This window comes from Rhizobium sp. OAE497 (assembly GCF_040546565.1).
Lineage (GTDB): Bacteria > Pseudomonadota > Alphaproteobacteria > Rhizobiales > Rhizobiaceae > Rhizobium.
The window spans coordinates 131580-155315 of sequence record NZ_JBEPOA010000002.1 but is presented as its reverse complement, the minus strand read 5'-3'; the positions used below and the strand labels follow the sequence as shown (position 1 = coordinate 155315).

Annotated in this window: 24 protein-coding genes; 8 read left to right on the top strand and 16 right to left on the bottom strand. The window is 61.6% G+C overall.

What is annotated here, in order from left to right:
- Positions 1-51 precede the first annotated feature (51 nt).
- The 3 genes from msrA to ABIE40_RS20265 all read left to right on the top strand — a co-directional run bounded on the left by msrA (position 52) and on the right by ABIE40_RS20265 (position 4091).
- Positions 52-747 (top strand): peptide-methionine (S)-S-oxide reductase MsrA, encoded by a 696-nt coding sequence (msrA, locus tag ABIE40_RS20275; RefSeq protein ID WP_199625497.1) that lies wholly within the window; start codon positions 52-54, stop codon positions 745-747.
- A 230-nt stretch (positions 748-977) separates the two neighbouring features.
- On the top strand, positions 978-1418 hold the full coding sequence (locus ABIE40_RS20270; protein ID WP_112712516.1) for a response regulator: 441 nt from the start codon (positions 978-980) through the stop codon (positions 1416-1418).
- A gap of 648 nt (positions 1419-2066) precedes the next feature.
- Positions 2067-4091 (top strand): methyl-accepting chemotaxis protein, encoded by a 2025-nt coding sequence (locus ABIE40_RS20265; protein WP_354541089.1) that lies wholly within the window; start codon positions 2067-2069, stop codon positions 4089-4091.
- 125 nt (positions 4092-4216) lie between these two features.
- Here the strand turns inward: ABIE40_RS20265 and ABIE40_RS20260 are convergent, their stop codons facing one another.
- The 4 genes from ABIE40_RS20260 to ABIE40_RS20240 all read right to left on the bottom strand — a co-directional run bounded on the left by ABIE40_RS20260 (position 4217) and on the right by ABIE40_RS20240 (position 6884).
- Complete coding sequence (locus tag ABIE40_RS20260; protein ID WP_502944813.1) at positions 4217-4657, bottom strand: cytochrome b; 441 nt, start codon at positions 4655-4657, stop codon at positions 4217-4219.
- Positions 4658-4894: 237 nt separating this feature from the next.
- The gene (locus tag ABIE40_RS20250) at positions 4895-5938 is read right to left on the bottom strand and encodes a catalase family peroxidase (protein ID WP_199625495.1); all 1044 of its coding nucleotides are present in this window, start codon (positions 5936-5938) and stop codon (positions 4895-4897) included.
- A 139-nt stretch (positions 5939-6077) separates the two neighbouring features.
- On the bottom strand, positions 6078-6299 hold the full coding sequence (locus tag ABIE40_RS20245; RefSeq protein WP_130280113.1) for a hypothetical protein: 222 nt from the start codon (positions 6297-6299) through the stop codon (positions 6078-6080).
- Positions 6300-6485: 186 nt separating this feature from the next.
- Entirely contained in the window at positions 6486-6884 is a 399-nt protein-coding gene (locus ABIE40_RS20240) for a VOC family protein (RefSeq protein ID WP_199625494.1), read from the bottom strand.
- 96 nt (positions 6885-6980) lie between these two features.
- Here ABIE40_RS20240 and ABIE40_RS20235 point away from each other — a divergent pair, with 96 nt between their 5' ends.
- Positions 6981-7682 (top strand): helix-turn-helix transcriptional regulator, encoded by a 702-nt coding sequence (locus ABIE40_RS20235; protein WP_199625493.1) that lies wholly within the window; start codon positions 6981-6983, stop codon positions 7680-7682.
- 14 nt (positions 7683-7696) lie between these two features.
- Here ABIE40_RS20235 and ABIE40_RS20230 read toward each other — a convergent pair whose 3' ends face one another.
- Entirely contained in the window at positions 7697-7972 is a 276-nt protein-coding gene (locus ABIE40_RS20230; RefSeq protein WP_354541088.1) for a hypothetical protein, read from the bottom strand.
- A 4-nt stretch (positions 7973-7976) separates the two neighbouring features.
- Positions 7977-8771, bottom strand: coding sequence for a DUF899 domain-containing protein (locus tag ABIE40_RS20225; protein ID WP_199625492.1), 795 nt, complete (start codon positions 8769-8771; stop codon positions 7977-7979).
- Between the two features lie 110 nt (positions 8772-8881).
- Between ABIE40_RS20225 and ABIE40_RS20220 the strand changes: the two genes are divergently transcribed.
- The 3 genes from ABIE40_RS20220 (at position 8882) to ABIE40_RS20210 (ending at position 12094) form a co-directional block, all read left to right on the top strand.
- A complete protein-coding gene (locus ABIE40_RS20220) occupies positions 8882-10102 on the top strand; it encodes a winged helix-turn-helix domain-containing protein (protein ID WP_199625491.1) in 1221 nt (406 codons plus the stop codon).
- Positions 10103-10131: 29 nt separating this feature from the next.
- A complete protein-coding gene (locus ABIE40_RS20215; RefSeq protein ID WP_199625490.1) occupies positions 10132-10767 on the top strand; it encodes an NHL repeat-containing protein in 636 nt (211 codons plus the stop codon).
- A gap of 151 nt (positions 10768-10918) precedes the next feature.
- Complete coding sequence (locus ABIE40_RS20210) at positions 10919-12094, top strand: MFS transporter (protein WP_199625489.1); 1176 nt, start codon at positions 10919-10921, stop codon at positions 12092-12094.
- Between the two features lie 22 nt (positions 12095-12116).
- Here ABIE40_RS20210 and ABIE40_RS20205 read toward each other — a convergent pair whose 3' ends face one another.
- The 6 genes from ABIE40_RS20205 to ABIE40_RS20180 form a co-directional block, all read right to left on the bottom strand.
- Positions 12117-13148: a histone deacetylase family protein gene (locus ABIE40_RS20205; RefSeq protein WP_199625488.1), complete on the bottom strand. Its 1032-nt coding sequence runs from the start codon at positions 13146-13148 to the stop codon at positions 12117-12119.
- Between the two features lie 62 nt (positions 13149-13210).
- Entirely contained in the window at positions 13211-14245 is a 1035-nt protein-coding gene (locus tag ABIE40_RS20200) for an ABC transporter substrate-binding protein (RefSeq protein ID WP_199625487.1), read from the bottom strand.
- Positions 14246-14261: 16 nt separating this feature from the next.
- On the bottom strand, positions 14262-15062 hold the full coding sequence (locus tag ABIE40_RS20195) for an ABC transporter permease (protein WP_199625486.1): 801 nt from the start codon (positions 15060-15062) through the stop codon (positions 14262-14264).
- A complete protein-coding gene (locus ABIE40_RS20190) occupies positions 15055-15969 on the bottom strand; it encodes an ABC transporter permease (RefSeq protein WP_199625485.1) in 915 nt (304 codons plus the stop codon). Before ABIE40_RS20190 ends, ABIE40_RS20195 begins: the two co-directional genes overlap by 8 nt.
- A 7-nt stretch (positions 15970-15976) precedes the next feature.
- Positions 15977-17068 (bottom strand): ABC transporter ATP-binding protein, encoded by a 1092-nt coding sequence (locus tag ABIE40_RS20185; protein WP_112712488.1) that lies wholly within the window; start codon positions 17066-17068, stop codon positions 15977-15979.
- A gap of 100 nt (positions 17069-17168) precedes the next feature.
- On the bottom strand, positions 17169-18842 hold the full coding sequence (locus ABIE40_RS20180) for an amidohydrolase (RefSeq protein WP_199625484.1): 1674 nt from the start codon (positions 18840-18842) through the stop codon (positions 17169-17171).
- A gap of 284 nt (positions 18843-19126) precedes the next feature.
- Here ABIE40_RS20180 and ABIE40_RS20175 point away from each other — a divergent pair, with 284 nt between their 5' ends.
- Positions 19127-19870, top strand: coding sequence for a metallophosphoesterase (locus tag ABIE40_RS20175; protein WP_354541087.1), 744 nt, complete (start codon positions 19127-19129; stop codon positions 19868-19870).
- A 28-nt stretch (positions 19871-19898) separates the two neighbouring features.
- Here ABIE40_RS20175 and ABIE40_RS20170 read toward each other — a convergent pair whose 3' ends face one another.
- The 4 genes from ABIE40_RS20170 to ABIE40_RS20155 are packed head-to-tail and all read right to left on the bottom strand — an operon-like array spanning position 19899 to position 23521.
- Complete coding sequence (locus tag ABIE40_RS20170; RefSeq protein ID WP_199625483.1) at positions 19899-20645, bottom strand: N-formylglutamate amidohydrolase; 747 nt, start codon at positions 20643-20645, stop codon at positions 19899-19901.
- Between the two features lie 2 nt (positions 20646-20647).
- A complete protein-coding gene (locus tag ABIE40_RS20165; protein WP_199625482.1) occupies positions 20648-21967 on the bottom strand; it encodes a glutamine synthetase family protein in 1320 nt (439 codons plus the stop codon).
- The gene (locus tag ABIE40_RS20160) at positions 21964-22608 is read right to left on the bottom strand and encodes a cysteine hydrolase family protein (protein WP_199625481.1); all 645 of its coding nucleotides are present in this window, start codon (positions 22606-22608) and stop codon (positions 21964-21966) included. The genes ABIE40_RS20165 and ABIE40_RS20160 overlap by 4 nt, the downstream gene beginning before the upstream one ends.
- Positions 22601-23521 carry a MurR/RpiR family transcriptional regulator gene (locus ABIE40_RS20155; protein ID WP_199625480.1) on the bottom strand — a complete coding sequence of 307 codons (921 nt, stop codon included), beginning with the start codon at positions 23519-23521 and terminating at the stop codon, positions 22601-22603. The genes ABIE40_RS20160 and ABIE40_RS20155 overlap by 8 nt, the downstream gene beginning before the upstream one ends.
- Positions 23522-23736 lie beyond the last annotated feature (215 nt).

The following is a 23736-nucleotide window of genomic DNA, read 5'->3' as shown; positions in this document are numbered from 1 at the left end:
TTTTTGCAGCTTTCGACACGATGGGAACAGCCCATTCGTAGAGGTGTTCTCATGAGCGTATTTTCGACAGGAAGGCTCGCCGCACTGGCGGCCATTTCGCTCTTTGCCTGTGGCTCGGCAATCGCCGCGGAAGATGCCGTCGTCATTCCAAAACCGACCGTCGACGAGACGGCCGCACCCGCCACCGAGAAGGCGGTCTTTGCCGGCGGCTGCTTCTGGGGTGTGCAGGGTGTCTTCCAGCATGTGAAGGGCGTGAAGAGCGCGGTCTCGGGCTATTCCGGCGGCGAAAAGGCGACGGCCGACTATGAGACCGTCAGCACCGGCTCGACCGGCCATGCCGAATCCGTCGAGGTCACCTTCGATCCCAAGCAGGTCAGCTACGGCCAGCTGCTGCAAATCTTTTTCTCCGTGGCGCACAACCCGACGCAGCTGAATTTCCAGGGGCCGGATCGCGGTACGCAATACCGCTCGGCGCTTTTCGTCGAGAGCCCGGAACAGCGCAAGGTCGCCGAGAGCTATATCTCGCAGCTCAATCAGGCGAAGGTCTTCCCGCACCTGATCGTCACCAAGGTTTCGGAATTCAACGGCTTCTACCCGGCCGAGCGCTATCACCAGGATTTCCTGACGCTGAACCCGACCTATCCCTATATCGTCTATAACGATCTGCCGAAGATCGAAAATCTGAAGCAGGTCTTCCCGGCAGCATACAGGGAAGATCCCGTTCTGGTGCTGAAGGCCAAGGGTTGAGTAACGCCGGCCTGTGGATAAGCATAGAGGCGGCCGCTCGAGCCGCCTTTTATTTCAAAGACTTAAGCGATGTTAGTGTTTTATCAACGTTAACAATGGGTTAAGTTCAAAAAAATACGTCCCGGCCCGGAACATATCCTTTTCCACCTCGTTATCTCGTCAAGTTTCGCGGGCCACAACCCTTCGAAACGAAGTTCTTTCGCGTGCTTGGGTTAACGGAAGAGGGCGTCATGGCCATCAATGTTGTGCGTAAATGGCTGCGGGATAACGTTATGAACCAGAGAGTATTGATTGTAGAAGACGAGTTCCTGATCGCGCTCGATCTGGAAGCGACGGTCGAAAACATGGGTATGGAAGTCGCGGGCCTCGCGACCAACAAGGAGCAGGCGCTGCAGCTTGCGCCGCTTGCCGATGTTGCCTTCGTCGATGTCAACCTGTCCGATGGCGCAACCGGCCCCGAGATCGGCCGCCGCCTTGCTGAAGAGCACGGCATCACCGTGGTCTTCATGACCGGCAACCCCGAAACCGTCGCCGACGGCGTCAAGGGCGCCCTCGGCGTCGTCAGCAAACCCGTCATGCCCGCCGTCGTCGAGCAGTCCCTCAAATACGCCGTCGCGCGCCGCGCCGGCATGCTCGCGGCTGTTCCGCCGCAGATGATGGTGTTTGCGTGAGCTGACATAGCCGCGGGCCGCGAGCTGCGGCCTTGTGCGGTTGTGAGGTGGATTGGGTGCGCCCCAGAAATGAAGCAGGCGCGCGCGCTGAAATGCTCTCGGTGAAGAGAGCAAGCATCCCATAATCTGTTTGCGATTCAAAGGTGGTGTGCGCTCTCCCGCGCGCTGTGACACCGATCGCGAGAAGCTACACCCGCCGTTTGCTGAGCCGCATCCGGTGAACCGTCTGGAAGACGGAGCGCTATGGCTAGAGCGCGATCCGCGACGAGTCCTCTCTGACTGCGACCAGCACCCGGTGGGCCAAGGCTGAAGGTTCGGAAAAGTTATCGCAGAGAGTTTCTTGTTCGGAAAATTCTGCGCAAATTCTACTTCAGATTGATTATTCAGAAGTATTTCTTTGCGTATTAATAACAGCTGAATTAGCTTGGATATATATTTAAAGTTCAATCAGTAATACTATTGCCGGTGTCGTTAGCATTAATAGAAGATCATTTCTTATATTCGTAATTATCCATTCGCTAACCATCATTAACTTACGTTTTCGCTGCCCCCGACAATGAGGTCGAGACACAACGTCAGCGCAGAATGACTTCCCGCGTCCGCGATGATTGCGGCGCAAAGGCACATCTACGCCAGGAAATCGTCATCATGAAAATCAAGACGCAATTTATTGGCCTGGCCGCCGTCACCGGCCTCGCCATGGCTGGCCTGATGGCCAGTCTCTGGAGTTATGACAAGGCCGCCGAGGACATCAGCGGCGCCTATAATCAAAAGTATAAATCCTACATTCTTGCCGACAATTTCCGGCAGTCGTCCGATGATCTGACGCGCATGGTCCGCACCTATGCAGAGACCGGCGACAAGTCCTTCAAGGACCAGTACAACGCCGTCATCGAGATCCGCAACGGCACGCGTCCTCGCCCCGAGGAATACCAGCGAATTTACTGGGATTTCGTGGCCGGCGGCGATGCCAAACCTCGCCCGGACGGCCCGGCCATCTCTTCGCGCGACGAGATGAAGGCTGCCGGCTTTACCGATGAGGAGTTTGCGCTTCTGGACGAAGCTGCCAAGCGCTCGGATGCGCTCGTCAAGCTCGAGACCGAGGCCATGGATCTCGTCGACAATGCCGCAACGCTTGGCCCGCAGGCGCGGCAGAAAGCGGCGGCGATGTTGAATTCGCCGGAATATCACAAGGCCAAGGCCGAGATCATGAAGCCGGTCGATGCGTTCTTCGTGAAACTCGAGCAGCGCACGCAAAGCGCCATCGACGGAGCAGCCGCACGGGCGAGCTTCTACTGGACGCTGACGTTGAGCGCCCTGTCGGTGCTGGTCCTGATGCTGGCTCTCGTCGGGTTTGTCACCTTCAAGCGCATCATCGGCGGGATGTACAAGCTGAGCAGTTCCATGGCGCAAGTCGCCGATGGCCGCCTCGATACAGACATCAGCCTCGCCCGCAACGACGACGAGATCGGCGAGATGGCAAAGGCCCTCGAAGTCTTCCGTCAGGCGGCAATTTCGAACCGGCGCCTCGAACAGGAAGCCGACGACAACCGCAAACGCGCAGAAGCCGAGCGTCTCACCGTTCAGGAACGCGCCGAGCGGGATGCTGCAGAGCGGTTGCGTCTCGCAACGTCAGGTCTGGCAGCAGGCCTGAAACGCCTGGCCGGTGGCGATCTCGCCTTCCAGATCAATGAGGTCTTCGCACCCGACTTTGAGGCCCTGCGCCACGATTTCAACGGCTCCGTCAGCAAACTCGGCGCGACACTTTCGGAGATTTCGAATTCGATTTCGACCGTCGACACCGGCACTCGCGAAATCGCCGCAGGAACCGACGATCTTTCGAGACGGACCGAGCAGCAGGCGGCCTCCCTCGAGCAGACCGCAGCAGCACTCGACGAGATCACCGTCAACGTCACGAACTCCTCGAAGCGGACGGAAGAAGCCAGAAGCGTTGCCGGGCAGGCCAATCAGTCGGCTGCGGAATCGGCCCAGGTCGTCTCCCATGCCGAAGAGGCAATGCGCAAGATCGAGGAGAGCTCGCAGCAGATCTCCAACATCATCGGCGTCATCGACGAGATTGCGTTCCAGACCAATCTGCTGGCGCTCAATGCCGGTGTCGAAGCGGCGCGTGCCGGAGAGGCAGGTAAGGGATTTGCGGTCGTTGCCCAGGAAGTCCGCGAACTGGCGCAGCGCTCTGCCCAGGCCGCCAAGGAGATCAAGGGGCTGATCCAGAATTCCTCGAGCGAGGTCGAGAACGGCGTCAAGCTGGTGCGTGATACCGGCTCTGCCTTGAAGACGATCAGCGGCTTCATCGTCGAGATCAACACGCATATGGAATCGATTGCGACATCGGCAAAAGAACAGTCGGTCGGCCTTGCCGAGGTCAACACCGCCGTCAATGCGATGGACCAGACGACGCAGCAGAATGCTGCAATGGTCGAGCAATCGAACGCGGCATCCAACACGCTCGCGAACGAGGCCGTGCGCCTGCGCGAACTGGTCAACCGCTTCAGCCTTGCCGAGACCCCATCGGCCGCGTCGAGAACGCTGCGTCCTGCCCAATCCACGGATGTCGCACACGCTTCTCCGGCGCGTGCCATCGGCCGCAAGGTCGCGGCGTCCTTCGGCAATGCGGCAGTGGATACCCGAAGCGCCCAGTGGAGCGAGTTCTAGTCACACGCCTCAAAGCCCGTCGGTTTCGGCATCAATGCTACACGCAATGCTGTCGCAGCCGGCGGGTCTTCACATGGCTCCTCAGCGAGGAGCCGGCGAAGATCAGGATGAAGCGCGCCGGAACGTTACTTGCCCGGCAGCATCGTCTGGAGCACGCCGTCGCGGCGAACGAGCCCATGAAACAGCGCCGCCGCGAGATGCATCACCACCAGCCCAAAGAACGCGAAGGCGAGATAGAAATGCGCGCTCCAGAGGAGAGCGTGCAGGCTCGCGCTCTGCGGCAGGATCGGCGGAAGATGGATCCCGCCATAAAGCACGATCGGATAGGCGGCCGCGGACATCATCGCCCAGCCGATGAGCGGCATGCCGATCATCAGCGCGTAGAGCGCGACATGCGACAGATGCGCGGCGAGTTTCATCGGCACCGGAAGATCCGGCGGCAGCGCCGGTGCGCCCGAGATGAAGCGAGCTACGAGACGAACCAGGGCAAGTGCCAGAATGGCGATACCCAGCGTCTTGTGGGTCACCAGCAATGGCACGTACTGCCTGCCGATGGTCGAGACCATCCCGACGCCGAGCCGGCGGCAGCGCCGGTGCGCCCGAGATGAAGCGAGCTACGAGACGAACCAGGGCAAGTGCCAGAATGGCGATACCCAGCGTCTTGTGGGTCACCAGCAATGGCACGTACTGCCTGCCGATGGTCGAGACCATCCCGACGCCGATGAACAGCATGGCGATAATCCCGATCGCCATCAGCCAGTGCAACAGACGCTGGGCGGCGGAGAAGCGTGTTTTCATCTCTGTCATGGCTTTGCGCTCGCTGCTGTTCGAGGATAGTGGCTCGCCTCGCTGGTTCTGAGATCGTAGGACTTGGCATAGGCCGCCGAGCGGGCTGCCGGGAACGGATCGTCGGATACCGCGATGCCATCAGGCAGGATCGTCGGGTCGAAATTGATATCCCGGCAGGGGCCGTCGGCCTCCGGCTCGATCTTCTCCACCACAAGCGTTCCGGCCTCGACCGTGCGGCGCTCGGCCGGCCAGGCCTTTGTCGGATCGGATGTCGGATCGGAGGGATCGGCGACCGTCAGCACCAGCGTCCAGCGCTGCGGCGCCTTGGAGACGCGCTCCGTTATGTCCTCTTCGAGATGATTGGGGCCGAGTTTCGCGAAATCCTCGGCTGGGATCGTCACGGCCTGCGCCTCCGGGCGGAGCGACCATCGCACCGCATTCCTGCTGCCGGCGGCGTCGGTGAAGATGAAGGCATTGAGACTGTTGAAGGTCACTTCGGCATAGCTCGCCGTCCAGGGGGCCTTGGTCGCCCATTCGCCGAACGCCGCGAATTCCGGATGTGCGCTGACGAAGCCCTTCATCGCGTCGGGGTTCTTGCTCTTCGAAGCTTCGAGCAATTCGTAAAACCCTTGCGGCGTCGAGACCGCGAAGACGGGCGGGTCGATCAGCGCCATGCGCCAGACGCCGCCGGGCGCTGTGATCTGCACGCCGATGCCCCGCACCCTGACCGTCGGATCGGCGGCATCAGGATCGGGCGTTGCCAGGTTGAAGCGCCCGAGAACCGGATATTGCCCCGCGATGAACAACGGCGCCTTCGAAAGCGCCACAGCGTTTCCATTGGCTTCGAAGCTGCCCGTAAAGCACACGCCCTTCGCATGATTACGCCGATGCCCAAGGGCGGCTCCGCCAGGAGGCGCGAGAGCGCTGACAAGTTCGGCGGAGGTCAGGCGGCCAGGCGTGAGCCATCCGGCCGTATAGGCGAAAGCTCCGACGCTGAAGCCGACCACGGCGGCAATCAGCACGAGGGATCCGAGGGCGGAACGCTGCGAGCCCGGCATACAAGGCACTCCGTCGTTATCAGTTTCTCTGCGATGCTAGGAAATCAATGACAGTGCGGCGGCAAGTGATGCGGCGGATTGCTTTATCCGCTCTCTGGTCACGGAAGATGGCATTGTTGCCGGGCGTGGTCAAACCCGGTCACGGCAAAGGCTTGATCAAGCGAAGCCTGTTGCCGGGCGCGATCTCAACGATGCGATCCTGCGCCAAAGCGTTGAGCACAGTGGTGATCTCATCCTGTGTGTATCCTGATGCGGTCAAGGGCGTGCTGAACTCAACAAGGTTGATGGTCATCTCGGGCTTGGCTTTCATCGCACGAAGCCGCTGCGCAATCGCAGCTTCGGTGTCCTCAAATCTGCCCATCTGATCTTCCCATCGCAAAACTCGAACGTGGCTTGCCAGCTGCCGAACATTGCCTGTTGCGGCCCGCGAACCTGTCGATGTCGCTAGTCGATCCGGGGCGAGACGTCGAGTGCACAGGGCGTTTCTATGCACAAGCGATGCTCTCTGTGTCTGATGTTCACATGGTTTCTTGGTTGGGCCAAGGCGTCACCGGCCACCAAACCGTACTCTCGCGGCCTCCGTCTCAGGCATGAAGAGCGACACGAGCGTGCCTTCAGGATCCCGAAGCTGGAAGGTGCGGTTGCCCCAGGGCAGCAGTTTTGGCTCGTGGACCACGTCGGCCTTGTCCTTCAGGCGGGAGAATTCGGCGTCGATATCCTCGACCATGAATTCAAGTATGGCCGAGCGGTTGGTGCCCGGTTCGGCGGTTCCCTCTTTGAAGAGCGCAACGGTTTCGGCCGTGCCGATCGCCAGCGTCGCGCCGGGCGTGACGATCTCGGCGAAGACCGGCGCCAGCCAGTCGGCTGAGGTGCCGGTCGCCAGTTCGTAGAATGCGACAGTGGCCTTGATGTCGCGGACGATCAGGCGGGTGGATGCAAGTTTCATGATGTCGTCTCCGTTCAAAGTGCTTGGCCGCTTGTGCGGTATCCGGGCCTTGTAAACGGAGGCTCCTGACAGCATGGTGGCAGCAGGAGTGACCCCATGCGCCGTGCCGACCGTCTTTTCCAGATCATCCAGATCCTGCGCCGGTCTTCCCGTCCGGTGACGGCAGCGATGCTCGCCGGCGAGCTGGAGATCTCGATCCGCACGGTTTATCGGGACATGGCCGATCTGATCGGCCAGCGCGTGCCGATCGCCGGCGAGGCGGGCCTGGGCTATATTCTCGATTCAGACTACGACATGCCGCCGCTGATGCTCACGCCCGATGAGATCGAGGCCGCCGTGCTTGGCGCCCAATGGGTTGCCCAGCATTCCGACCCATCGCTTGCCGGTGCGGCCCGCGATCTGATTGCCAAGATCGCCGTCGCCATACCGGAGAGGCTGCGGCCCTATATTGCCGAACCGAGCATTGGCACCAAGCCGGTCGCCGGCGATCCCAAGGAGACCATCGACGCATTGCAGCTTCGCAACGCCATCCGCACCGGCATGAAGATCAGGCTCCGCTATCGCAGCGAACATGGCGAGGAGACCGAGCGGATCGTTTGGCCGATCATTCTCGGCTATGCAGAGGCCTATCGCATGCTGATCGCATGGTGCGAGACACGGAGCGATTTCCGCCATTTTCGCACCGACAGGATGATCGCTGCCGAGGTGCTTGACGAGCGTATCGGCCTGCGGAAAGGCGAGCTGCGCCGCCGCTGTGAGAGCTGGCGAAATGCCCGGGAGCCCGCAGCTTCAAGGTAACAACGGACCAGGTGTCATCGAGTGACCGGCTGGCTCCGCCCGCCGAGCAGATCCAGCCATGGCCCGAGATGGACAATCGCCATCAGCAGATACATCACCGGCATCCCGCTCAGCATCGAGCCGCCGTCGCCGGCGCAGATCATCATCGCCGATTGATCGCCAGCATTCAGGAAAGCCATGATGCCGAAGGCAGGCGCGGCGGCCAGGTGCAGAAGGCGGCTGATCACAGTGGCCCTGTAATGGCCGGCGAAAACGCCGGCCATGCCGTTGGGGGTGGAGCGTCCACGCATGGCGCTAGACCCCGTAGCGGTCGTGATGGCGCCACCAGACCCCTTCCTCGTTGCGCCCCAGCGGTGCGCGGTCCAGCCACTGGTACATGCCCCAGAGACCATCGAGCCCGCGGGCGTAGGAGGAGTAGGTGTGGTAGATCTCGCCATCCCGCATCGCAAAGGCGCTGACGCCCGGGCGGTCGCGGGTGTAGGTCGCCACATCGGTGCCGGTCATCGAGGCGATCTGCGCGACGGGCCCCTCGCTGCCCTTCAGCTCCCATTGCTGCACCGTCTTGCCGGCGAGCGGTTCGGGCATCGGCGGCTCACGGCGATAGTTGTACTCGATGCCGCCATTGACCTGCTCTTCGGGCGTGAACCAGACATTGAAGTCGTGGTTGAAATCGCTCTCCGCCGAGGACGCCCAGTCGAAGCTCCATCCCATCCGCTTCTTGAACTGCTGCAGCTTGGCGAGCGGTCCGCGCGACACCGCCCAGAAGGCGACGTCGTGGTTTTCTAGATGGACGAAAATGCCGTTGAAGCCGTCGGCGATCGACGAGCAGGAGGGGCAGCCTGCGGTATAATCCGTGCCGAACATGAAATGATAGACCAGGAGCTGCGAGCGCCCGCGAAAGAGCGCCGAAAGCGGCACCGTACCTTGATCCGTCTGCAGCTGGTACTGTTTGCTGATCTTTACCCAGGGAAGCTGGCGGCGGTGCTCGGCGATTTCGTCGCTGCGCCGCGTCAGCTCCTTTTCTTCTTCCAGAAGGGCAAGCCGGGCCGAAAGCCAGTCTTCACGCGTACCTGTCATCGGGGTTGTCATCATCCATCTCCTCATCGACATTCAACAGGCGCTTCACGTTGCCGACCTGTTGGCATTACCCTAGGTGTGATTGAGCGGAGGGTGGGAGTTACAAGTGTGACGGGATTTCGATGGACTCGATGATCACGGCTGCCGCACAGGCGCTTGCCGCCGGTGATGTGCTCGGCGCCATGAAGCGTGTCGCGCTGCGCGACGACGCTCCGGCCCTTGCCCTCAGAGGCATCGCGCTTGCCCAGCTCGGCGACTTCGAACGCGCCAAGGCGCTTCTGAAAAGCGCTCACCGCGCCTTCACATCCCGCGAAACGCTGGCTCGCGCCCGCTGTACCTTGGCGGAAGCCGAGATCGCCCTTGTCAGCCGCGATCTCGGTTGGCCCGAGAGAGCTCTGGAGATGGCGCGCCAGACGCTCAAGCGGCATGGGGACGGGCTGAACGCCGCCCACGCCCGCAATCTCCAAATCCGTCGCCTGCTACTGGTCGGCCGGCTTGATGAGGCGGAGACGCTGCTTGCCATGCTCGACCTATCGCCATTGCCGCCCGCCACACGCGCAAGCCTGGAGCTGACAGTGGCCGGGATCGCGATCCGCCGATTGAAGACGAAGCCCGCTCGCGAGGCTTTGGCGCGTGCGGCAAAAGCGGCGGACGATGCGGGTATCCCGGCTCTGGTTGCAGAGGTGCGCAACGCAGCCGGCGTTCTCGACGCTCCAGCGGGGAGGGAGGTTGTCCGGGGCCGGGAACGCGCGCTTCACCTTGAGGATGTCGAGGCGCTCCTGTCCTCCGACGCATTCATTGTCGATGCCTGCCGTTTTGCTGTCCGGCGCGGGTCGCGGATCGTGCGTCTGGCAAACCGGCCGGTCTTGTTTTCGCTTGCCCGGGCGCTTGCCGAGGCCGCGCCCGATGACGTGCCGCGCGGCCTGCTGCTCGCCCGCGCCTTCGGCGCGCGCCATGCTGACGAATCCCACCGCGCCCGGCTGCGGGTCGAGATCGGCCGGCTGCGCGCCGAACTCGAAGGGCTTGCGGCCATCGAGGCTACGAAGGAGGGTTTCGTTCTCGTGCCCGCCAATGGCGCCGCTGTCGCGGTGCTGGCGCCACCGATCGAGGATGAGAACGGTGCCGTGCTCGCTCTCCTCGCCGATGGCGAAAGCTGGTCGAGCTCGGCTCTGTCGATCGCGCTCGGCATCAGCGCACGAACGGTGCAGCGGGCGCTCGAAACACTCTTGGCATCGGGCAAGGTCGAGAGCGTCGGCAACGGCCGGGCCAAACGCTGGATAATCACCCCGGCAATCGGCTTCCCGACAACATTGTTACTCCCGGGACCGCTCCCGAGCGACTAGCGTCAGGAAATGACGATGGAGGAAGAAGCATGAAGCGATCCGCAGCTGAGATCATTCGCGAATACGGCCCCTTCGAGACCGCCCCGCGGGTCAACGGCGTCACCTTCGACGGGCAGCATGTCTGGTTTGCCTCCGGCGAGAAGCTGCACGCGCTGGATCCGGAAACCGGCAGCGAGCTGTGCACGATCGATGTCGCCTCGCACGCGGGAACCGCCTTCGACGGCCGCTACCTCTACCAGATCGCCGAGGACCGGATCATGAAGATCGACCCTCAGAACGGCACTGTTCTCTCGACCATTCCGGCGCCCGGAAACGGCGGCGATTCCGGCCTTGCCTGGTGCGAAGGCAGCCTCTGGGTCGGCCAGCATCGCGGCCGCAAGATCCACGAGATCGATCCGGAAACCGGCGCGATCCGGCGCACGATCGAATCCGACCGCGTCGTAACAGGCGTGACCTGGGTCGATGGCGAACTCTGGCATGGCACATGGGAAGGCGACGAAAGCGACGTCCGCCGCATCGATCCGGCAACCGGCGAGGTTCTGGTGCGCCTCGACATGCCCGAGGGCGTCGGCGTCTCCGGCCTGGAATCCGATGGCAAGGACCGCTTCTTTGCCGGCGGCGGCACGCGCTCTGTGGTGCGCGCGGTGAGAAGGCCGCGGTCTTAGGCAGATCGTTTTGCCGCTCCGCTATTTTTCCGATCGCCCAAGCGCCCGATGGACCTTCCGCTAGCTTTGCTCTAGAGGAGGGCAGGTTCATTTCCCCACCTCCACCAGGATCCGCGGCGCTCCACCTTGGGCGATCGAAATCGGAACGAGAATGACAGATCATCTGGACGTCCAGGCCGTCACACCGGTAGCGGCTCGCGGGCGCTTGCTTCGCTGGTTCATATCGTCGGCAACGCTGTCCGTCCCGCAGGCGGCAGGGCCGGTGGCTTTTTCGCTGCTTGCGCTGCAGCTTGAAGGCGCGACAAGCGGCGGGGCGGCGATGATCCTGGCTATGACCATTGCACAGGTGGCCGGTGCCGTTCCGCTGACGCGGCTTGGGTCTTCGGTGACGCCGGCAACCGCACTGCGTTTCCTGCTGATCTTCCGGGCGATCGCGCTGGCGCTGATGACGCTGTCGGCGTTTTGGAAGATGCCGCTGGAAGTCCTGGTTGGTCTTGCGGCGGCTGCGGGCCTGGTGAACGGTGCGGCCTTCGGCTATCTGCGCACGGTCCTGAATGAGCTCACGCCCGCCGCCAAGCTGCCGCGCGCGCTTGGGATCGCCGCGACGCTCGGCGAAGCCACGTTCGTTCTTTCACCGGTGCTTGCCTCCGCGCTCGGCAGCGTCTCGCCGCTCTTTGCAGTCTGCGCGATGGCGGTGCTTGGCACGTTGCCGGCGCTGCTCGTCCCCTCGGTTGGGGCGAAGGTCCAGAAAGCCGGCGTACGATCCTCGGAGCCGACGATCACGCCTGAGATCATGATCTGGCTCCTTTGTTCCACGGCGGGTGGCGCTGCCGTCGCTGCCATCGAGATCGGTGCCGTCGCGCTGGCACTCGAATTCGGCCATGCGCCCGCCCTGGCGATCATGTTCACCGTGCCGCTATGCCTGGCTTCGGTCGCGGGCGGGGTCTGGGTAAGCGTGCGAAACCGGGGCGCCTCGCGCGCCGAGGTCATTCTCAAGCTGCTGCTGATGTCTGCTGGCTCCGCCCTTGTCGCGACATCCATCTCGGTCGCGACGACGATCGGCGGCGCCGTCCTCATGGGCTTCGTGCTGGCGCCCCTCAGCACGCATTATTCTCTCGAGCTCGACAAGCTCGCTCCACCCTCGAAGAGGGCGGAGATATTTGCGCTGCTGCGAACTGCAAACGCCATGGGCGTCATCTTTGCGAGCGCGATGATGACGATGGGTTCGATCACGACGGCTCTTGTTGCGACGACCGGACTGATGATCTGCGCGACGCTGCTGGTCGCGGTCGCAAGCCGCCGCAAACTGGGAACGCTGAGGCCCTAGCTTTTGGCATGCCGCAGGTGCCCTACGCGCCCTCGAAGCCCGTCAAGACACCAACGGCATTGACGCCGATCTCTTCGACGGCATAGCCGCCTTCCATGACGAACAGCGTCGGCAATCCCAAGGCGGCGATGCGTGCACCGATCTTCGGAAAGTCCTCTGTCTTCAGCTTGAACTTGCTGATCGGATCCCGCTCGAAGGTATCGACGCCGAGAGAGACGACCACCACATCCGGCTTATATGCCGCGAGGCGGCCGCAGGCATCGTCGAGCGAGGCGTTCCATTCGGTCCAGCTGGTTCCGAAGGGCATGGGATAATTGAGATTGAAGCCTTCGCCATCGCCTGCGCCTTTTTCGTCGGCATGGCCGAGGAAGTAGGGATATTCCTGCATCGGATCGGCGTGGAGGTTCAGTACCTGAACGTCGGCACGCGCATAGAAGATTTCCTGGGTGCCGTTGCCGTGATGGTAATCGACATCGAGGATCGAAACGCGCTTGGCGCCGTTGTCGCGCAGCCATTGGGCGGCGACCGCGGCGTTGTTGATGTAGCAATAGCCACCGGCGAAAGCCGATCCGGCGTGATGGCCGGGCGGGCGGCAGAGCGCGAAGGCGGCGCGCTCGCCACCCTGCACGATCGCGGCCGCGCTCAGCGCCACGTCATGCGAAGACTTGATCGCATCCCAGCTGCCTTCGACGAAACCGGCGCCGGCATCGAAGGAATAGTAGCCGAGCAAGCCGTCGATAAAGCGCGGCGGGACATCGCCGCGCAGGCCGCGCGTCGGCCAGGTGAAGGGGAGGGCGGTTCCGCTGCGTCCCTCCGCCGTCCAGCGATCCCAGACGGTCGGCAGGAAATCGAGATAGTCCCGACGATGGATCTTGGCCGCCGTCGACAGGTCATGGTCATCAGGCCCAAGGATCGGCCCCAGTCCGACGGCCGCGATCCGTTCGGCGACGAACTTTGGCCGTGACGGCAGTTCGAATCCCGGCACGATCGCACCGGCGACAAGCTCCAGCTGGCTCGAATGGCCGAGATGGCGGGGAGAAAAGACGGTCTTCATGAAAACACCTGCGAGAACAAAAATGCAGCGCCATTCCGGCGGGAATGGCGCTGCCGGCGATCTTACTTCTGCAGTTCCGTCCAGATCTTGGTGTAAAGCGCCTGAACATCCGGCGGGCAGGTCTGCGAGGGCACGCCGACCGACTTGAACTCGTCCGGTACCTTGATTTCAGGCGCGTCCTTCATGTCGGCGGGCATGAATTTCTCCGAGCCGGCAATGCCGTTGGCGTAACGGTGGAAGCCCGAGTTCAGGCCGGCATTTTCCGGATCCATCATGAAATTCTGGAAGAGCTTGGCGTTCTCGACATTCTTGGCTTCCTTCAGCACGACCAGATTGTCGCTCCAGTTGACGAAGCCTTCCTTCGGGTAGCCGAAATGGATCTTCGGATTGGCGAGCCGCTGGCGGAAGGCCGAGCCGTTCCAGTCGCTCGAGGCGGCAAAGTCGCCCGAGCCCATCTTCTGGATCGTGCCGTATTCCATCGCCACCCAGTAGGGTTTGGCGGCGAGCAGCGTATCGCGCACCTTTTTCAGCACGGTCAGGTCGCCGGTGCACTTCTTGCCGCCGTTATAGAGAATGGCGGCGTCCATGACGTCGGTCATCTCGGGCACGACGTTGATCTTGCCCTTCAGCTCCTCCGGCGGATTGAAGATGATCGCCCAGGTGTTGATGTCGCCGTTATAGACATCGGTATTGACGACAGTTCCGACGATGCCCATCGCCCACGGGACCGAATATTTGCGGCCGGGATCGAAGTCGGGGTTTGCCCATTCCGGGGCGACATTCTTGAAGTTCTCCATCTTGCCCGGATCGGTTTCGAGCAGTAGCCCTTCCTGGATCCAGATCGGCAGGTAGTTCTGCGAGGGCACGGCCATGTCGAAGCCGGATCCGCCCTGGCGAACCTTGGCGAGCGCCGTGTCGTTCGAATCGTAATCGGTGATGGTGACCTTCACCTTGTACTTGTCTTCGAACTTCTTGATCATGTCGGGGCTCGTATAGTTGCCCCAGTTGTAGATGTTCAGCACCCCTTCCGCCGAAGCGAGCGAGGTCGTTGCAAAAAGCGTGGCCAAGGCGACGAGGCCGCAATTGATGATCTTCATGCTGTTCCCTTTCTTGTTATTCGCGTTTCTTGCTGACGAAAAAGAAGACGGTGACCGCCGCGATCGAAAGAACGAGGAAGACCGTCGAAATCGCATTCATTTCAGGGGTAATGACACGGCGGATCTGGCCGAGCATGTAGGTCGGCAGCGTGTCCTGGCCGGCTGACTTGACGAACTCGGTGATGACGACATCATCGAGCGAGATGACGAAAGCCAGCATGAAACCGGCAAGGACGCCCGGCCACAGAAGCGGCAGAGTGATATAGCGGAAGGTCTTGAGCGGCGTGGCGTAGAGATCGGCGGCGGCGCGTTCCAGCGTCAGGTCCATGTTCTCCAGCCGAGCGCGAATGGGCAGATAGGCGAAGGGCACGCAGAAGGCGGTATGGGCGGCGATGAGATAGCCAAGCCCGGTATAGCCGGTCCAGATCTTGATCCGCGAAAACAGGATCAGAAGCGCCACCGCGGTGACGATTTCCGGCACCATCAGCGGGGTGTTGATGAAGGCATATTTCATCGTCAGGCCGCGATAGGCCTCGGTTCGCGTCGTGGCGATCGCCGCCATGGTTGCGGCGATGGTGGCAATGACGGCGGCGACGAGGGCGATCTGCAGCGAACGCAACGAGGCGTCGATCACCTGCTGGTTCTGGTAGGCCTGCGCAAACCAGCGCAGCGAGAAACCCTGCCAGGATGCAAGCGATTCCCCCGCATTGAACGCGTAGACGACGAGAACAGCGATCGGGAGATAGAGAAGGAAGAGCGAGATGATCGCGATTGTTGTGAAGCCGGTCTGGCGCTGCACCGAGAAGCGTCTAGCCATGCTGCGTCCCCTTTGAGCCGGCATTGCGGACATAGACCAGAAGCGCTGCCATCACGAAGATCATCAGGGTTATCGAAAGCGCCGAGCCGAGCGGCCAGTTACGCCCCTGTCCGAACTGCAGTTCGATCAGGTTGCCGATCATCAGGTTCTTGCCGCCGCCCAGGATGGTGGGCGTCACATAGGCGCCGAGCGACGGGATGAAGACCAGGATGGAACCGGCCACGATGCCGGGGGTCGACAGGGGAAGGATGATCCGGCGAAGGACCTTTGCCGGCGTCGCATAGAGGTCATAGGCGGCTTCAAGCAGCCGGAAGTCGAGCTTTTCGAGGCTCGCATAGATCGGAAGCACCATCAGCGGCAGGTAGACATAGACCATGCCGATCAGGATCGCCGTGTCGGTGAAGAGAATCTGGACGGGGCGCTCAATCAGCCCGAGGCGCATGAGCACGGTATTGATCAGCCCTTCGTTGCGGATGATCTCGAGCACGGCAAAAGTGCGGATCAGCAGGTTCGTCCAGAAGGGGATGGTGATCAGGAACAGCCAGAGCTCACGGGTGCGTTCAGGCCGGGTCGCAATGAAATAGGCGGTTGGGAAGCCGACGATCAGCGTCAGCATGGTCGTGAAGAAGGAGAGCGACAGCGACCGCAGCAAGATCGAGATATGGGCGTCGGCGAGCGACAGCGTATCGTCGAAGATATCCCTCTGCAGAAAGACGCTGATCCAGCCGTCGCTGGAAGGCTGCCACTGCACGTCGCCGTAGGGTCCGGGCGTCAGGAAAGAGTAAACGAGGACGATCAGCAGCGGGCCGCAGGCGGCAAACAGGATGATCAGCAGCGCGGGGAGGGAGAGCAGCCAGCGGTTCCGGACGGCCCGTTTCCTTTCCGCGCTGACGATCTCCGCTGTCATCTCCGGGCTAGCTCCTGAGTACGCGGGCTGCGTCGGCGACGATCGAAATGCCGACCGCGTCGCCCTGGGAAAAGCCGGCAACGTGGTTCGGCCGGTTTTGCTGGCGCACCATGAAGCGCGTGTCGCCATCGGAGAGGCGCACGTGATAATGGGTATCAGTGCCGCAGTAGATGATGTCGGTCAGCGTCCCGCCGATCTGGCCCTCCGCCGGCGTGCAGAGCATGGCGTGTTCGGGGCGCAAGACGACGGTGACGTCGCCATCGGGGACGAAACCATCAGGCACGCTCGCCGAGATGCGCGCAGCGACCGCAAGCTCGACCTCCGCCCGCCCGGCGTTCAGCGCGGAGACGCGTCCCTGCAGGAAATTCGTCTCGCCGATGAAATCGGCGACGAAGCGATCGGTCGGCGCATCATAGATCTCGCGCGGGTTTCCGACCTGAAGGACCTTGCCCGCCGACATGACCGCGATCCGGTCCGACATGGTCAGCGCTTCTTCCTGGTCGTGGGTGACGAAAATGAAGGTGATGCCGGTTTCCGCCTGGAGTCGCTTCAGCTCGATCTGCATTTCCTTGCGGAGCTTGTAGTCGAGGGCAGACAGCGGCTCGTCGAGAAGCAGGACTTTCGGCTGCGGGGCAAGGGCTCTGGCGAGCGCAACGCGCTGCTGCTGTCCGCCTGAAATCTGGCTGGTCCGGCGGTTGGCGAGCGCTTCCATCCGCACCAGTTTCAGCATGGCCGAAACCCGGGCGCTGATCTCTGCCTTCGGACGGCCGAGCATCTGCAGCCCGAAGGCGATGTTCTCGCTCACCGTCATGTGCGGAAAGAGCGCGTAATTCTGGAAGACGGTATTGATCGGCCGCTTGAAGGGCGGCATCGCGGCGATGTTCTCGCCGTTGAGCAGGATCGCTCCATGCGTCGGGAATTCGAAGCCGGCGATCAGCCGGAGCAAAGTCGTCTTGCCGCAACCGGAAGGGCCAAGCAGCGTGAAGAATTCGTTCTGCCTGATCGATAATGAGGTTTCGTTGACGGCGGCTACGGCGTATTCGCCGAAGCCGAAAATTTTGGATACACCCTTAATCTCGACAGCATTCGTCTGAGCCATGCAAAGGCCATTTACCGCGCTATTATTATGTAGTTCCCACGGCCGTCAGGTGAGCACAGCGCCGGACGATTGACAACCCGGATTCGCTCAAGCGCCCAATCTAGTTCGCCTTGTAGGTGATTTTTCCGCCGCAGATTGTTATCGCGGGCTCGACCTCCCCGAGCTTATCAGCCGCAACGCTCTCGATATCAGCGTTGAGAATGGTGATGTCGGCGAGAAAGCCGGGCTTGATGCGGCCCTTGCGGTCCTCACGAAACTCGGCGTAGGCGCCTTCCGTCGTGTAGCCTTCCAGCGCTTCCATCAAGGTGAAGCTCTGATCCGGATCGGTCGCCTGCCAGGGCTCGCGGATCATCGCTGCCTGGATGCCGCGAATGGGGCTGATCGGCGAGACCGGCCAATCCGACGCGAAGCAGATCCTTGCACCCGCATTTTTGATGGTGCGCCAGGCATAGCTCAGCGGCCAGCGCGAACGTCCGATGCGCGATACGGTCGGCTCGAGCGGCACGCCCATGCAGCCTGGCGGGTGAGGGGGCTGCATCGAGGCGATGACGCCGAGCTCGGCAAACCGCGGCAGGTCGTCCTGATGGACGACCTCGATATGCTCGATGCGATGGCGGCTGTCGCGGGCGCCGTTCTCCTTGCGGGCCGCTTCGTAGCCATCGAGCACGGCCCTGACCGCGCCGTCGCCGATCGCGTGGACGGCGATCTGCAGGCCGCGTCTATCCGCTTCGATGGCGATCTCGCGGAAACGCTCCGGCGTGAACAGGCCCTCGCCAACATAGTCAGGCCGGTCGGCATAGGGTTCGACCATGACGGCTGTCCAGCTGTCCAGCACGCCGTCGTAGAAGACCTTCACCATGCCCGAGCGCAGGAAATCGCTGTCATAGGCCTTCGACATGGCGGAGGCCCTCTCCAGCATGTCGAGCGACATGAAGTTCTTGAAATGGAAGGGGATGGCGACCCGGCAGGGCAGCCCGCCGTCCTCCTTCTCGATCGCAGCCAAGAGCTCCAGCTGATAGAGATTGCCATCCATGTTCTGGATCGTGGTGATGCCGTGGCGGGCACAATATTCGAGCCCGCGGCGCATGACTTCCATGTCGGTGCGCCACTCGACATCGGTTGGCCGCGGATCGGGTTCGCCACCGGTCGCAAGGCCAAGTCGGTAGCGCGCAAAGCCGCCGGCAGCCTGCACAGGGCTGAACGCTTCCATCTCGCGAAGCTCCCCGGTCGCCAGCCCGTCGTCGCCCATGACGATCTCGTTGCCCGGGCGCAATTCGGCGCCATGGAGAAGATTGGCGAGCTCCAAGGCCTTGGTGTTCGCCCATGCGGTATGATGGTCGGGCGCGAAGAGGGCCAGCGGCTGGTCCGGCCAGATCGCATCGAGATGGTGCCGCGTCAGCCGCTCTTCGCCACCGAGGATCGTGTAATCGGCGCCCTGGGCAAAAAGCATCACCTGCTCGCGGCGATCCTTTCCATAATTCCGGATCGCTTCCGTCAGTGCCGCAAGACCGTGGACACCACTGAGCTGCAGATGCACGAGTTCGGCCGAACCGGAGAACAGATGCATGTGATTTTCAGAAAAGCCGGGCACGACCGACCCGCCGCCCGCATCGATAACCTCGGTACCGGGGCCGCGCAGCGAAGCAAGCTCGCCCTTAGCACCGACCGCGGCAATCTTGCCATCAATGATCGCAATTTCCGTGGCCTTGGGCCGCCCGGGATCGAGTGTCAGTACGCGCGCATTGAGAATCAGAAGATCTGCTGTCGGGGTCATAGGGAACTCGCGATTTGGCGGATGGCGGGCGGTGGCGAAGGCGAGATAGGCAATGCAAGCTAGCCACAACGACTGCTTAAGACCACCCCGAATCTGAACGCACCCATCGCATCTGATTATAATGTAAGTTTTTGCTTACGTATAATCTCCCGACTCAAGAACCTCTTGCGCTGATGCCTGCTTGCGAGGTAACCGGGATCAAGTCCCTCCGGCGCAGACATACGTTTCCAGCACAATCGGCTGCAGAGCGCCGCGAGAAAATCGCAGTCAGGAGCCAGCCTTCATTGTCCGACATCTATGCAATTGCCGACATCCACGGACGTGCCGATCTTCTCAAGGCGCTCCTCGGCCATATCGCCGCTCGCGAAGGCTTACAGCCTGTCATCATTTTCCTCGGCGATCTGATCGACCGGGGGCCGCATAGCCCTGAAGTGCTTGATATCGTGGCTGCCACTCTCAAGCGCTATCCGGGTTCGCGCCTCGTCTTGGGAAATCATGATCACTACCTCCGCTCACTTCTGCGCGAAGAGCTCGCTGACGAAGATGCGGTGAACTGGATGGACTGGGGTGGCGTTGCGACCGTCAGCGCTTATTCACGCCACCCGGTGCCGAACTTCACTGGGATCGCTGCGGACATACGCGAGGCCTTTCCGCATCATGTCGAGCTCTTGAACGATGCCGTGACGCATTACGTTGCCGGCCGCTTCTGCTTTGTCCATGCCGGCCTGCGACCCGGCGTTCCGCTCGCCGAACAGACCGAATACGACTTGCGATGGATACGGGCCGGATTTCTCGATCATGGCGAACAGTTCGAGCATATCGTCGTGCACGGTCACACTGTTACCGGCTCTCTGCGGCCCGAAATATATCAAAATCGCATCGCGCTGGACACGGCGGCCTACCGGACCGGACGGTTGACCGCGGCAGTTATCCGCAATGACGAGCTTTCCCATTTCGTATGCACGGGCCTCGCTGCCGATGGCGGTATCGGCGTGGAGGAATGGGATTCGCTGGGCCAAAGGCTGTAGCCTTACGGCATAGCGTCGAGAGGAGCCCTCAGGCCCTCAAAGAATCTGCCAGATAATTTGCCCAGCGGGCCTGCCCGTCGGCGGATCCGATCAGGTCATGCCTGATTTCGATCAATACCGCGTCGAGCCTCCGGTCTTCACCGTGTACCGGGATGGCGTAATCGCTTGCTCGTTCGATGACGTAGGGCACATTTGCGCCGATCTTCAACGCCGTCGACCGGCTCAGATGATCGATGATCTGCCGGCCGAACCTGAATGACTTGTTGAACAGGATGCCTGCGTGCCAGGGGCGTTCCTCACCGAGGAAAACCGGAGTGAACGAATGGATCGCGACGATCTTCGTTGGCAGCCCCCGCTTCTGCCGCGCGTCCAGGTGCGCGGAAACAGCCTGTTGGAAAGGCGTAAATATCCTGTCGATCCTTTCCTGGCGCGCTTCGACACCAAGGCCGATATTTCCGGGAATGGCAGTCGCCTCCGAAAGTTCCGGGATGCTCGTAGGGCTGTCGGTTGGCCGGTTCAGGTCGATGAGAAGACGGGAGTATTTTCCGAGAAAGCATGGCGCGTCCAATAGCTGCGAAAGCGCGCGGCTCACGCCTTCAGCGCCAATGTCCCAGGCGATATGTCGAACCAGCTCTTCGGATGGCAGTCCGAGATCGTTGAAAGCTTCCGGAATAAAGTTCGAGGCATGCTCGCAGATCAGGACGATTTCTGACGTCCCGTCGATATTCAGGATTTCAACAGGATCGGGCCAGCCGGATTGGTCTGCGGTTCCCATCGTCAATAGGCCGCCCGGTAGCTTGCGCAGATCGCCTCCTCGTCGAGCCCGTTGAGCGATGCCATTTCAAACGCCTTCATCCCGACGAAGGTCTCCAGGAAGACCTCGGAGAACCACGATGTCACCACCGGATCGGACTTGAGAGCGTCCAATGCACCGGCAAGCGTCTCCGGCAGCCGGCGCAGACCTTTCTCGGCGCGCTGTTCTTCCGAGAGTTCCTCCGGGTCGCCTGAATGGACCTGAGGACATGGAAGGCCGGCGATCAATCCCTCAAGGCCGGCGCGCACGATGGCGGCGAGTGCGAGGTACGGATTCGAGGTCGCATCGGCCGCCCGATATTCGATGTTGAAGCTCTTCGCAGGGTCCTTTCCGCCAAAAGTCACGATAGGGCAGATCCGCAAGGTAGCCTCGCGATCCTTGTCGCCGAGCCAGGTGTAGGACGAGCTCCAGTTGTGCGGCTTCAGGCGATAGTATGATGACACACTGGAGGCAGTCAGTGCGGTGATCGCCGGCAGATGGCGCAGCACGCCTGCACAGAAGGATCCTGCGGCCCGGGAGAGACCGGCGGGGCCGGACGGGTCGTAAGTCGCCGGCTGACCATCGGTCCCGACGAGGCTGAAATGGATATGCACACCGTTGCCCACCGACGACGGTGATGTCTTCGGTGAGAAGGATGCCTTCCAGCCGCGCGTGCGCGCAATTTCGCGTACAATTTCCCTGAGGACCACTGCCCGGTCCGCAGCGGCAAGCCCGTCGGACGGCGCGTTCGTTACTTCGAACTGATCCTCGCCATACTCGGAGATAATAACCTCCGGGTTCAGCCCTGCTTCCTCGAGAGCAGCCATCACCTGCGAAGCGAAGCCGTCGGCGCGGCGCAATCCCGCGAATGACATGACATGTTCTTTGGGCAGTCCCGCGTCCAGCAGTTTGAACTCGTGCTCGAATGCCGCCGCCAGCGTAAGGCCGGTCTTGGCCTTCAACTCGGCGAGAGCATCTGCAAGCATAGTTCTTGTGCAGCAGGACCACGGGGAACCGTCCAGCTCCACGAGATTTCCCGGCACCATATCGAACGGTGTTTGGGACCCAGTCTTGGAGGTCCGGTATCTTGCATTCGGATCAGGCAGCAATCGCAAGTCACCGGATGAACCCCACGGGTTCGGATGCGCGATCACGTTGAAAGGCGTGAGGGAAAGGTTGGCCTGCAGCCAGCCGACACCGGTGGCGATTGTCTTCTCGAACGTGTTAGTCGCGATAAACCGCCCACGCGTAACTGCGGCAATGTCTGTCGTGACGATCCCGGTCAGGTCGACATCGGTGCTCATGCCGCCGCCCTCACTGACAGGCGCTTGACCACGGTATCGGTGTCCGCAACCCAGCAGTAGCCGCCGAAAGCCTTGAGCGCGGTGTCGTGGCGCTCCTGCGAGGCGGCGGCGCATGCGTCGGAAACGCAGGTGACGTAATATCCGCGGTCGGCTGCATCCCGCACCGCCATGTCAACGCATTGGTCGGTCATGATGCCGGTGATGATCAGGTAGCGGATGCCGAGGTTCTTCAGGACGTAGTCGATATTGGTCGAGTTGAAGACGCCGGAGGACGTCTTCGGGATCAGAATCTCGTCATTCTTCGGGCCGAGATTTTCCGGCGGAAAGCCTTCGGGGCTGCTCGGCGGAATGTGGATCGGCGTGAGTTTGTGGTCCAGCGAGCGATCGCGGCCATCTTCCGTCAGGCTTTGGATGATCGTGTGGAGGACTTCGATCCCGTTCGCTCTTGCTGCGGCGAGCAGCCTTTCATTGTTGGGGACCGTGACCGAGGCGGTCTGGCGGTAGAAATAGTGCTCGGGACCGCGCTCGGGGTGATCGGGGTCCAGCCCGGGCTCCAGCCAGATGCGCTGCATATCGACCAGCAACAGGGCCGTTTCACCGGCAACATAGGGTGCGTCGCGGCTCAGGAGTTTGCTAGACATTTCTGGTTGTCCCTTTCGTGCGCTTGGGGCCGGGTTGTGACTTGGTTTCGCTTTCATCGCCGTCGACAGTCACGCCATTGCGCGCCCGGACAGCTTCGAGATTCTCGATGCGGCGGCGTGTGGAATCGTCGAGCGTCGACAGGATCTGGGCCACGAGCGCTTCGATCTGCGCGACTGCCGGAGCGAGCGTGTCGTAGGGGGATGGAACGTCCAGCGGGCAGATGATCGTCACCTCGGCGTGCTCCGCGATCGGCGAGAGCCACTGATCGGTGAACAGGACGACTGTCGCGCCGCGATCGGCGGCCTGCGAGGCAAAGGCCACGACGTCGTTCTGGTAGCGTCTGTAGTCGAAGGCAATCAGCACATCGCGCTTGCCGTAATCGACCAGTATGTCGAACGACGGCGCTGCGAGCGTGCCGATGTCGTGGACACCGGGGCGGAGCTGCGACAGGTACCCCGCCAGCATGCCAGCGATATGGCGGCTGAAGCGGCCGCCAACGAGGCCGACGCGGCCTTTGGATTCCATGATCAGCTTGGCGACTTTGTCATAGGTGTTGGCCGGCGTTGCGCCGACGGTCTTGTCTATCGTTTCCGAGACTGCGTGTAGATAGGCTTCCGCAATTCCCTGGGCCGCGTCACTCGATCGCTTCGTCTCCATCATCAGAAGAGGCGAGTGAAGTCTTGCCTCTACTTCCGACAGGAGCCGTTTCTGGAGGTCGGGAAAGCCTTCGAACCCAAGTTTGACAGCGAGCCGAACGACGGTCGCATCGCTGACGCCCGCCTTTTTCGCCAGATTGCTTGCGTTGCTCAGTCCTGACGTCGGATAGTCCGCAAGCAGGATTTGGACGATCTTCTCTTCCGACGGCGTGAGGGTCAGTTTTTGATCGAGCAATAATGTCCTGACGTCCGTCACGTGACCTTCCCCCTATGCATTTCATTCTGCGAAATACACCAATATCTTTATATGTGAAAGATAAATTGCATCAATCCCACAGCTGGAGAGGGTGTAGGATGCCTTTCACGGTTCATCCCTTCTTTGGTCAATGAAAGCGTATTGACATGGCCGCCCGCCGCGGCCTAACGTTCTCGCAACGCAGCAAAGACTGCATGGGAACGCATCGTACTTCA

Excerpts from the sequence above, each read along its gene's own strand:
- msrA (WP_199625497.1), top strand. The coding sequence starts at position 52 with ATGAGCGTATTTTCGACAGGAAGGCTCGCCGCACTGGCGGCCATTTCG.
- ABIE40_RS20270 (WP_112712516.1), top strand. The coding sequence starts at position 978 with ATGGCCATCAATGTTGTGCGTAAATGGCTGCGGGATAACGTTATGAAC.
- ABIE40_RS20265 (WP_354541089.1), top strand. The coding sequence starts at position 2,067 with ATGAAAATCAAGACGCAATTTATTGGCCTGGCCGCCGTCACCGGCCTC.
- ABIE40_RS20260 (WP_502944813.1), bottom strand. The coding sequence starts at position 4,657 with ATGGTCTCGACCATCGGCAGGCAGTACGTGCCATTGCTGGTGACCCAC.
- ABIE40_RS20250 (WP_199625495.1), bottom strand. The coding sequence starts at position 5,938 with ATGCCGGGCTCGCAGCGTTCCGCCCTCGGATCCCTCGTGCTGATTGCC.
- ABIE40_RS20245 (WP_130280113.1), bottom strand. The coding sequence starts at position 6,299 with ATGGGCAGATTTGAGGACACCGAAGCTGCGATTGCGCAGCGGCTTCGT.
- ABIE40_RS20240 (WP_199625494.1), bottom strand. The coding sequence starts at position 6,884 with ATGAAACTTGCATCCACCCGCCTGATCGTCCGCGACATCAAGGCCACT.
- ABIE40_RS20235 (WP_199625493.1), top strand. The coding sequence starts at position 6,981 with ATGCGCCGTGCCGACCGTCTTTTCCAGATCATCCAGATCCTGCGCCGG.
- ABIE40_RS20230 (WP_354541088.1), bottom strand. The coding sequence starts at position 7,972 with ATGCGTGGACGCTCCACCCCCAACGGCATGGCCGGCGTTTTCGCCGGC.
- ABIE40_RS20225 (WP_199625492.1), bottom strand. The coding sequence starts at position 8,771 with ATGACAACCCCGATGACAGGTACGCGTGAAGACTGGCTTTCGGCCCGG.
- ABIE40_RS20220 (WP_199625491.1), top strand. The coding sequence starts at position 8,882 with ATGGACTCGATGATCACGGCTGCCGCACAGGCGCTTGCCGCCGGTGAT.
- ABIE40_RS20215 (WP_199625490.1), top strand. The coding sequence starts at position 10,132 with ATGAAGCGATCCGCAGCTGAGATCATTCGCGAATACGGCCCCTTCGAG.
- ABIE40_RS20210 (WP_199625489.1), top strand. The coding sequence starts at position 10,919 with ATGACAGATCATCTGGACGTCCAGGCCGTCACACCGGTAGCGGCTCGC.
- ABIE40_RS20205 (WP_199625488.1), bottom strand. The coding sequence starts at position 13,148 with ATGAAGACCGTCTTTTCTCCCCGCCATCTCGGCCATTCGAGCCAGCTG.
- ABIE40_RS20200 (WP_199625487.1), bottom strand. The coding sequence starts at position 14,245 with ATGAAGATCATCAATTGCGGCCTCGTCGCCTTGGCCACGCTTTTTGCA.
- ABIE40_RS20195 (WP_199625486.1), bottom strand. The coding sequence starts at position 15,062 with ATGGCTAGACGCTTCTCGGTGCAGCGCCAGACCGGCTTCACAACAATC.
- ABIE40_RS20190 (WP_199625485.1), bottom strand. The coding sequence starts at position 15,969 with ATGACAGCGGAGATCGTCAGCGCGGAAAGGAAACGGGCCGTCCGGAAC.
- ABIE40_RS20185 (WP_112712488.1), bottom strand. The coding sequence starts at position 17,068 with ATGGCTCAGACGAATGCTGTCGAGATTAAGGGTGTATCCAAAATTTTC.
- ABIE40_RS20180 (WP_199625484.1), bottom strand. The coding sequence starts at position 18,842 with ATGACCCCGACAGCAGATCTTCTGATTCTCAATGCGCGCGTACTGACA.
- ABIE40_RS20170 (WP_199625483.1), bottom strand. The coding sequence starts at position 20,645 with ATGGGAACCGCAGACCAATCCGGCTGGCCCGATCCTGTTGAAATCCTG.
- ABIE40_RS20165 (WP_199625482.1), bottom strand. The coding sequence starts at position 21,967 with ATGAGCACCGATGTCGACCTGACCGGGATCGTCACGACAGACATTGCC.
- ABIE40_RS20160 (WP_199625481.1), bottom strand. The coding sequence starts at position 22,608 with ATGTCTAGCAAACTCCTGAGCCGCGACGCACCCTATGTTGCCGGTGAA.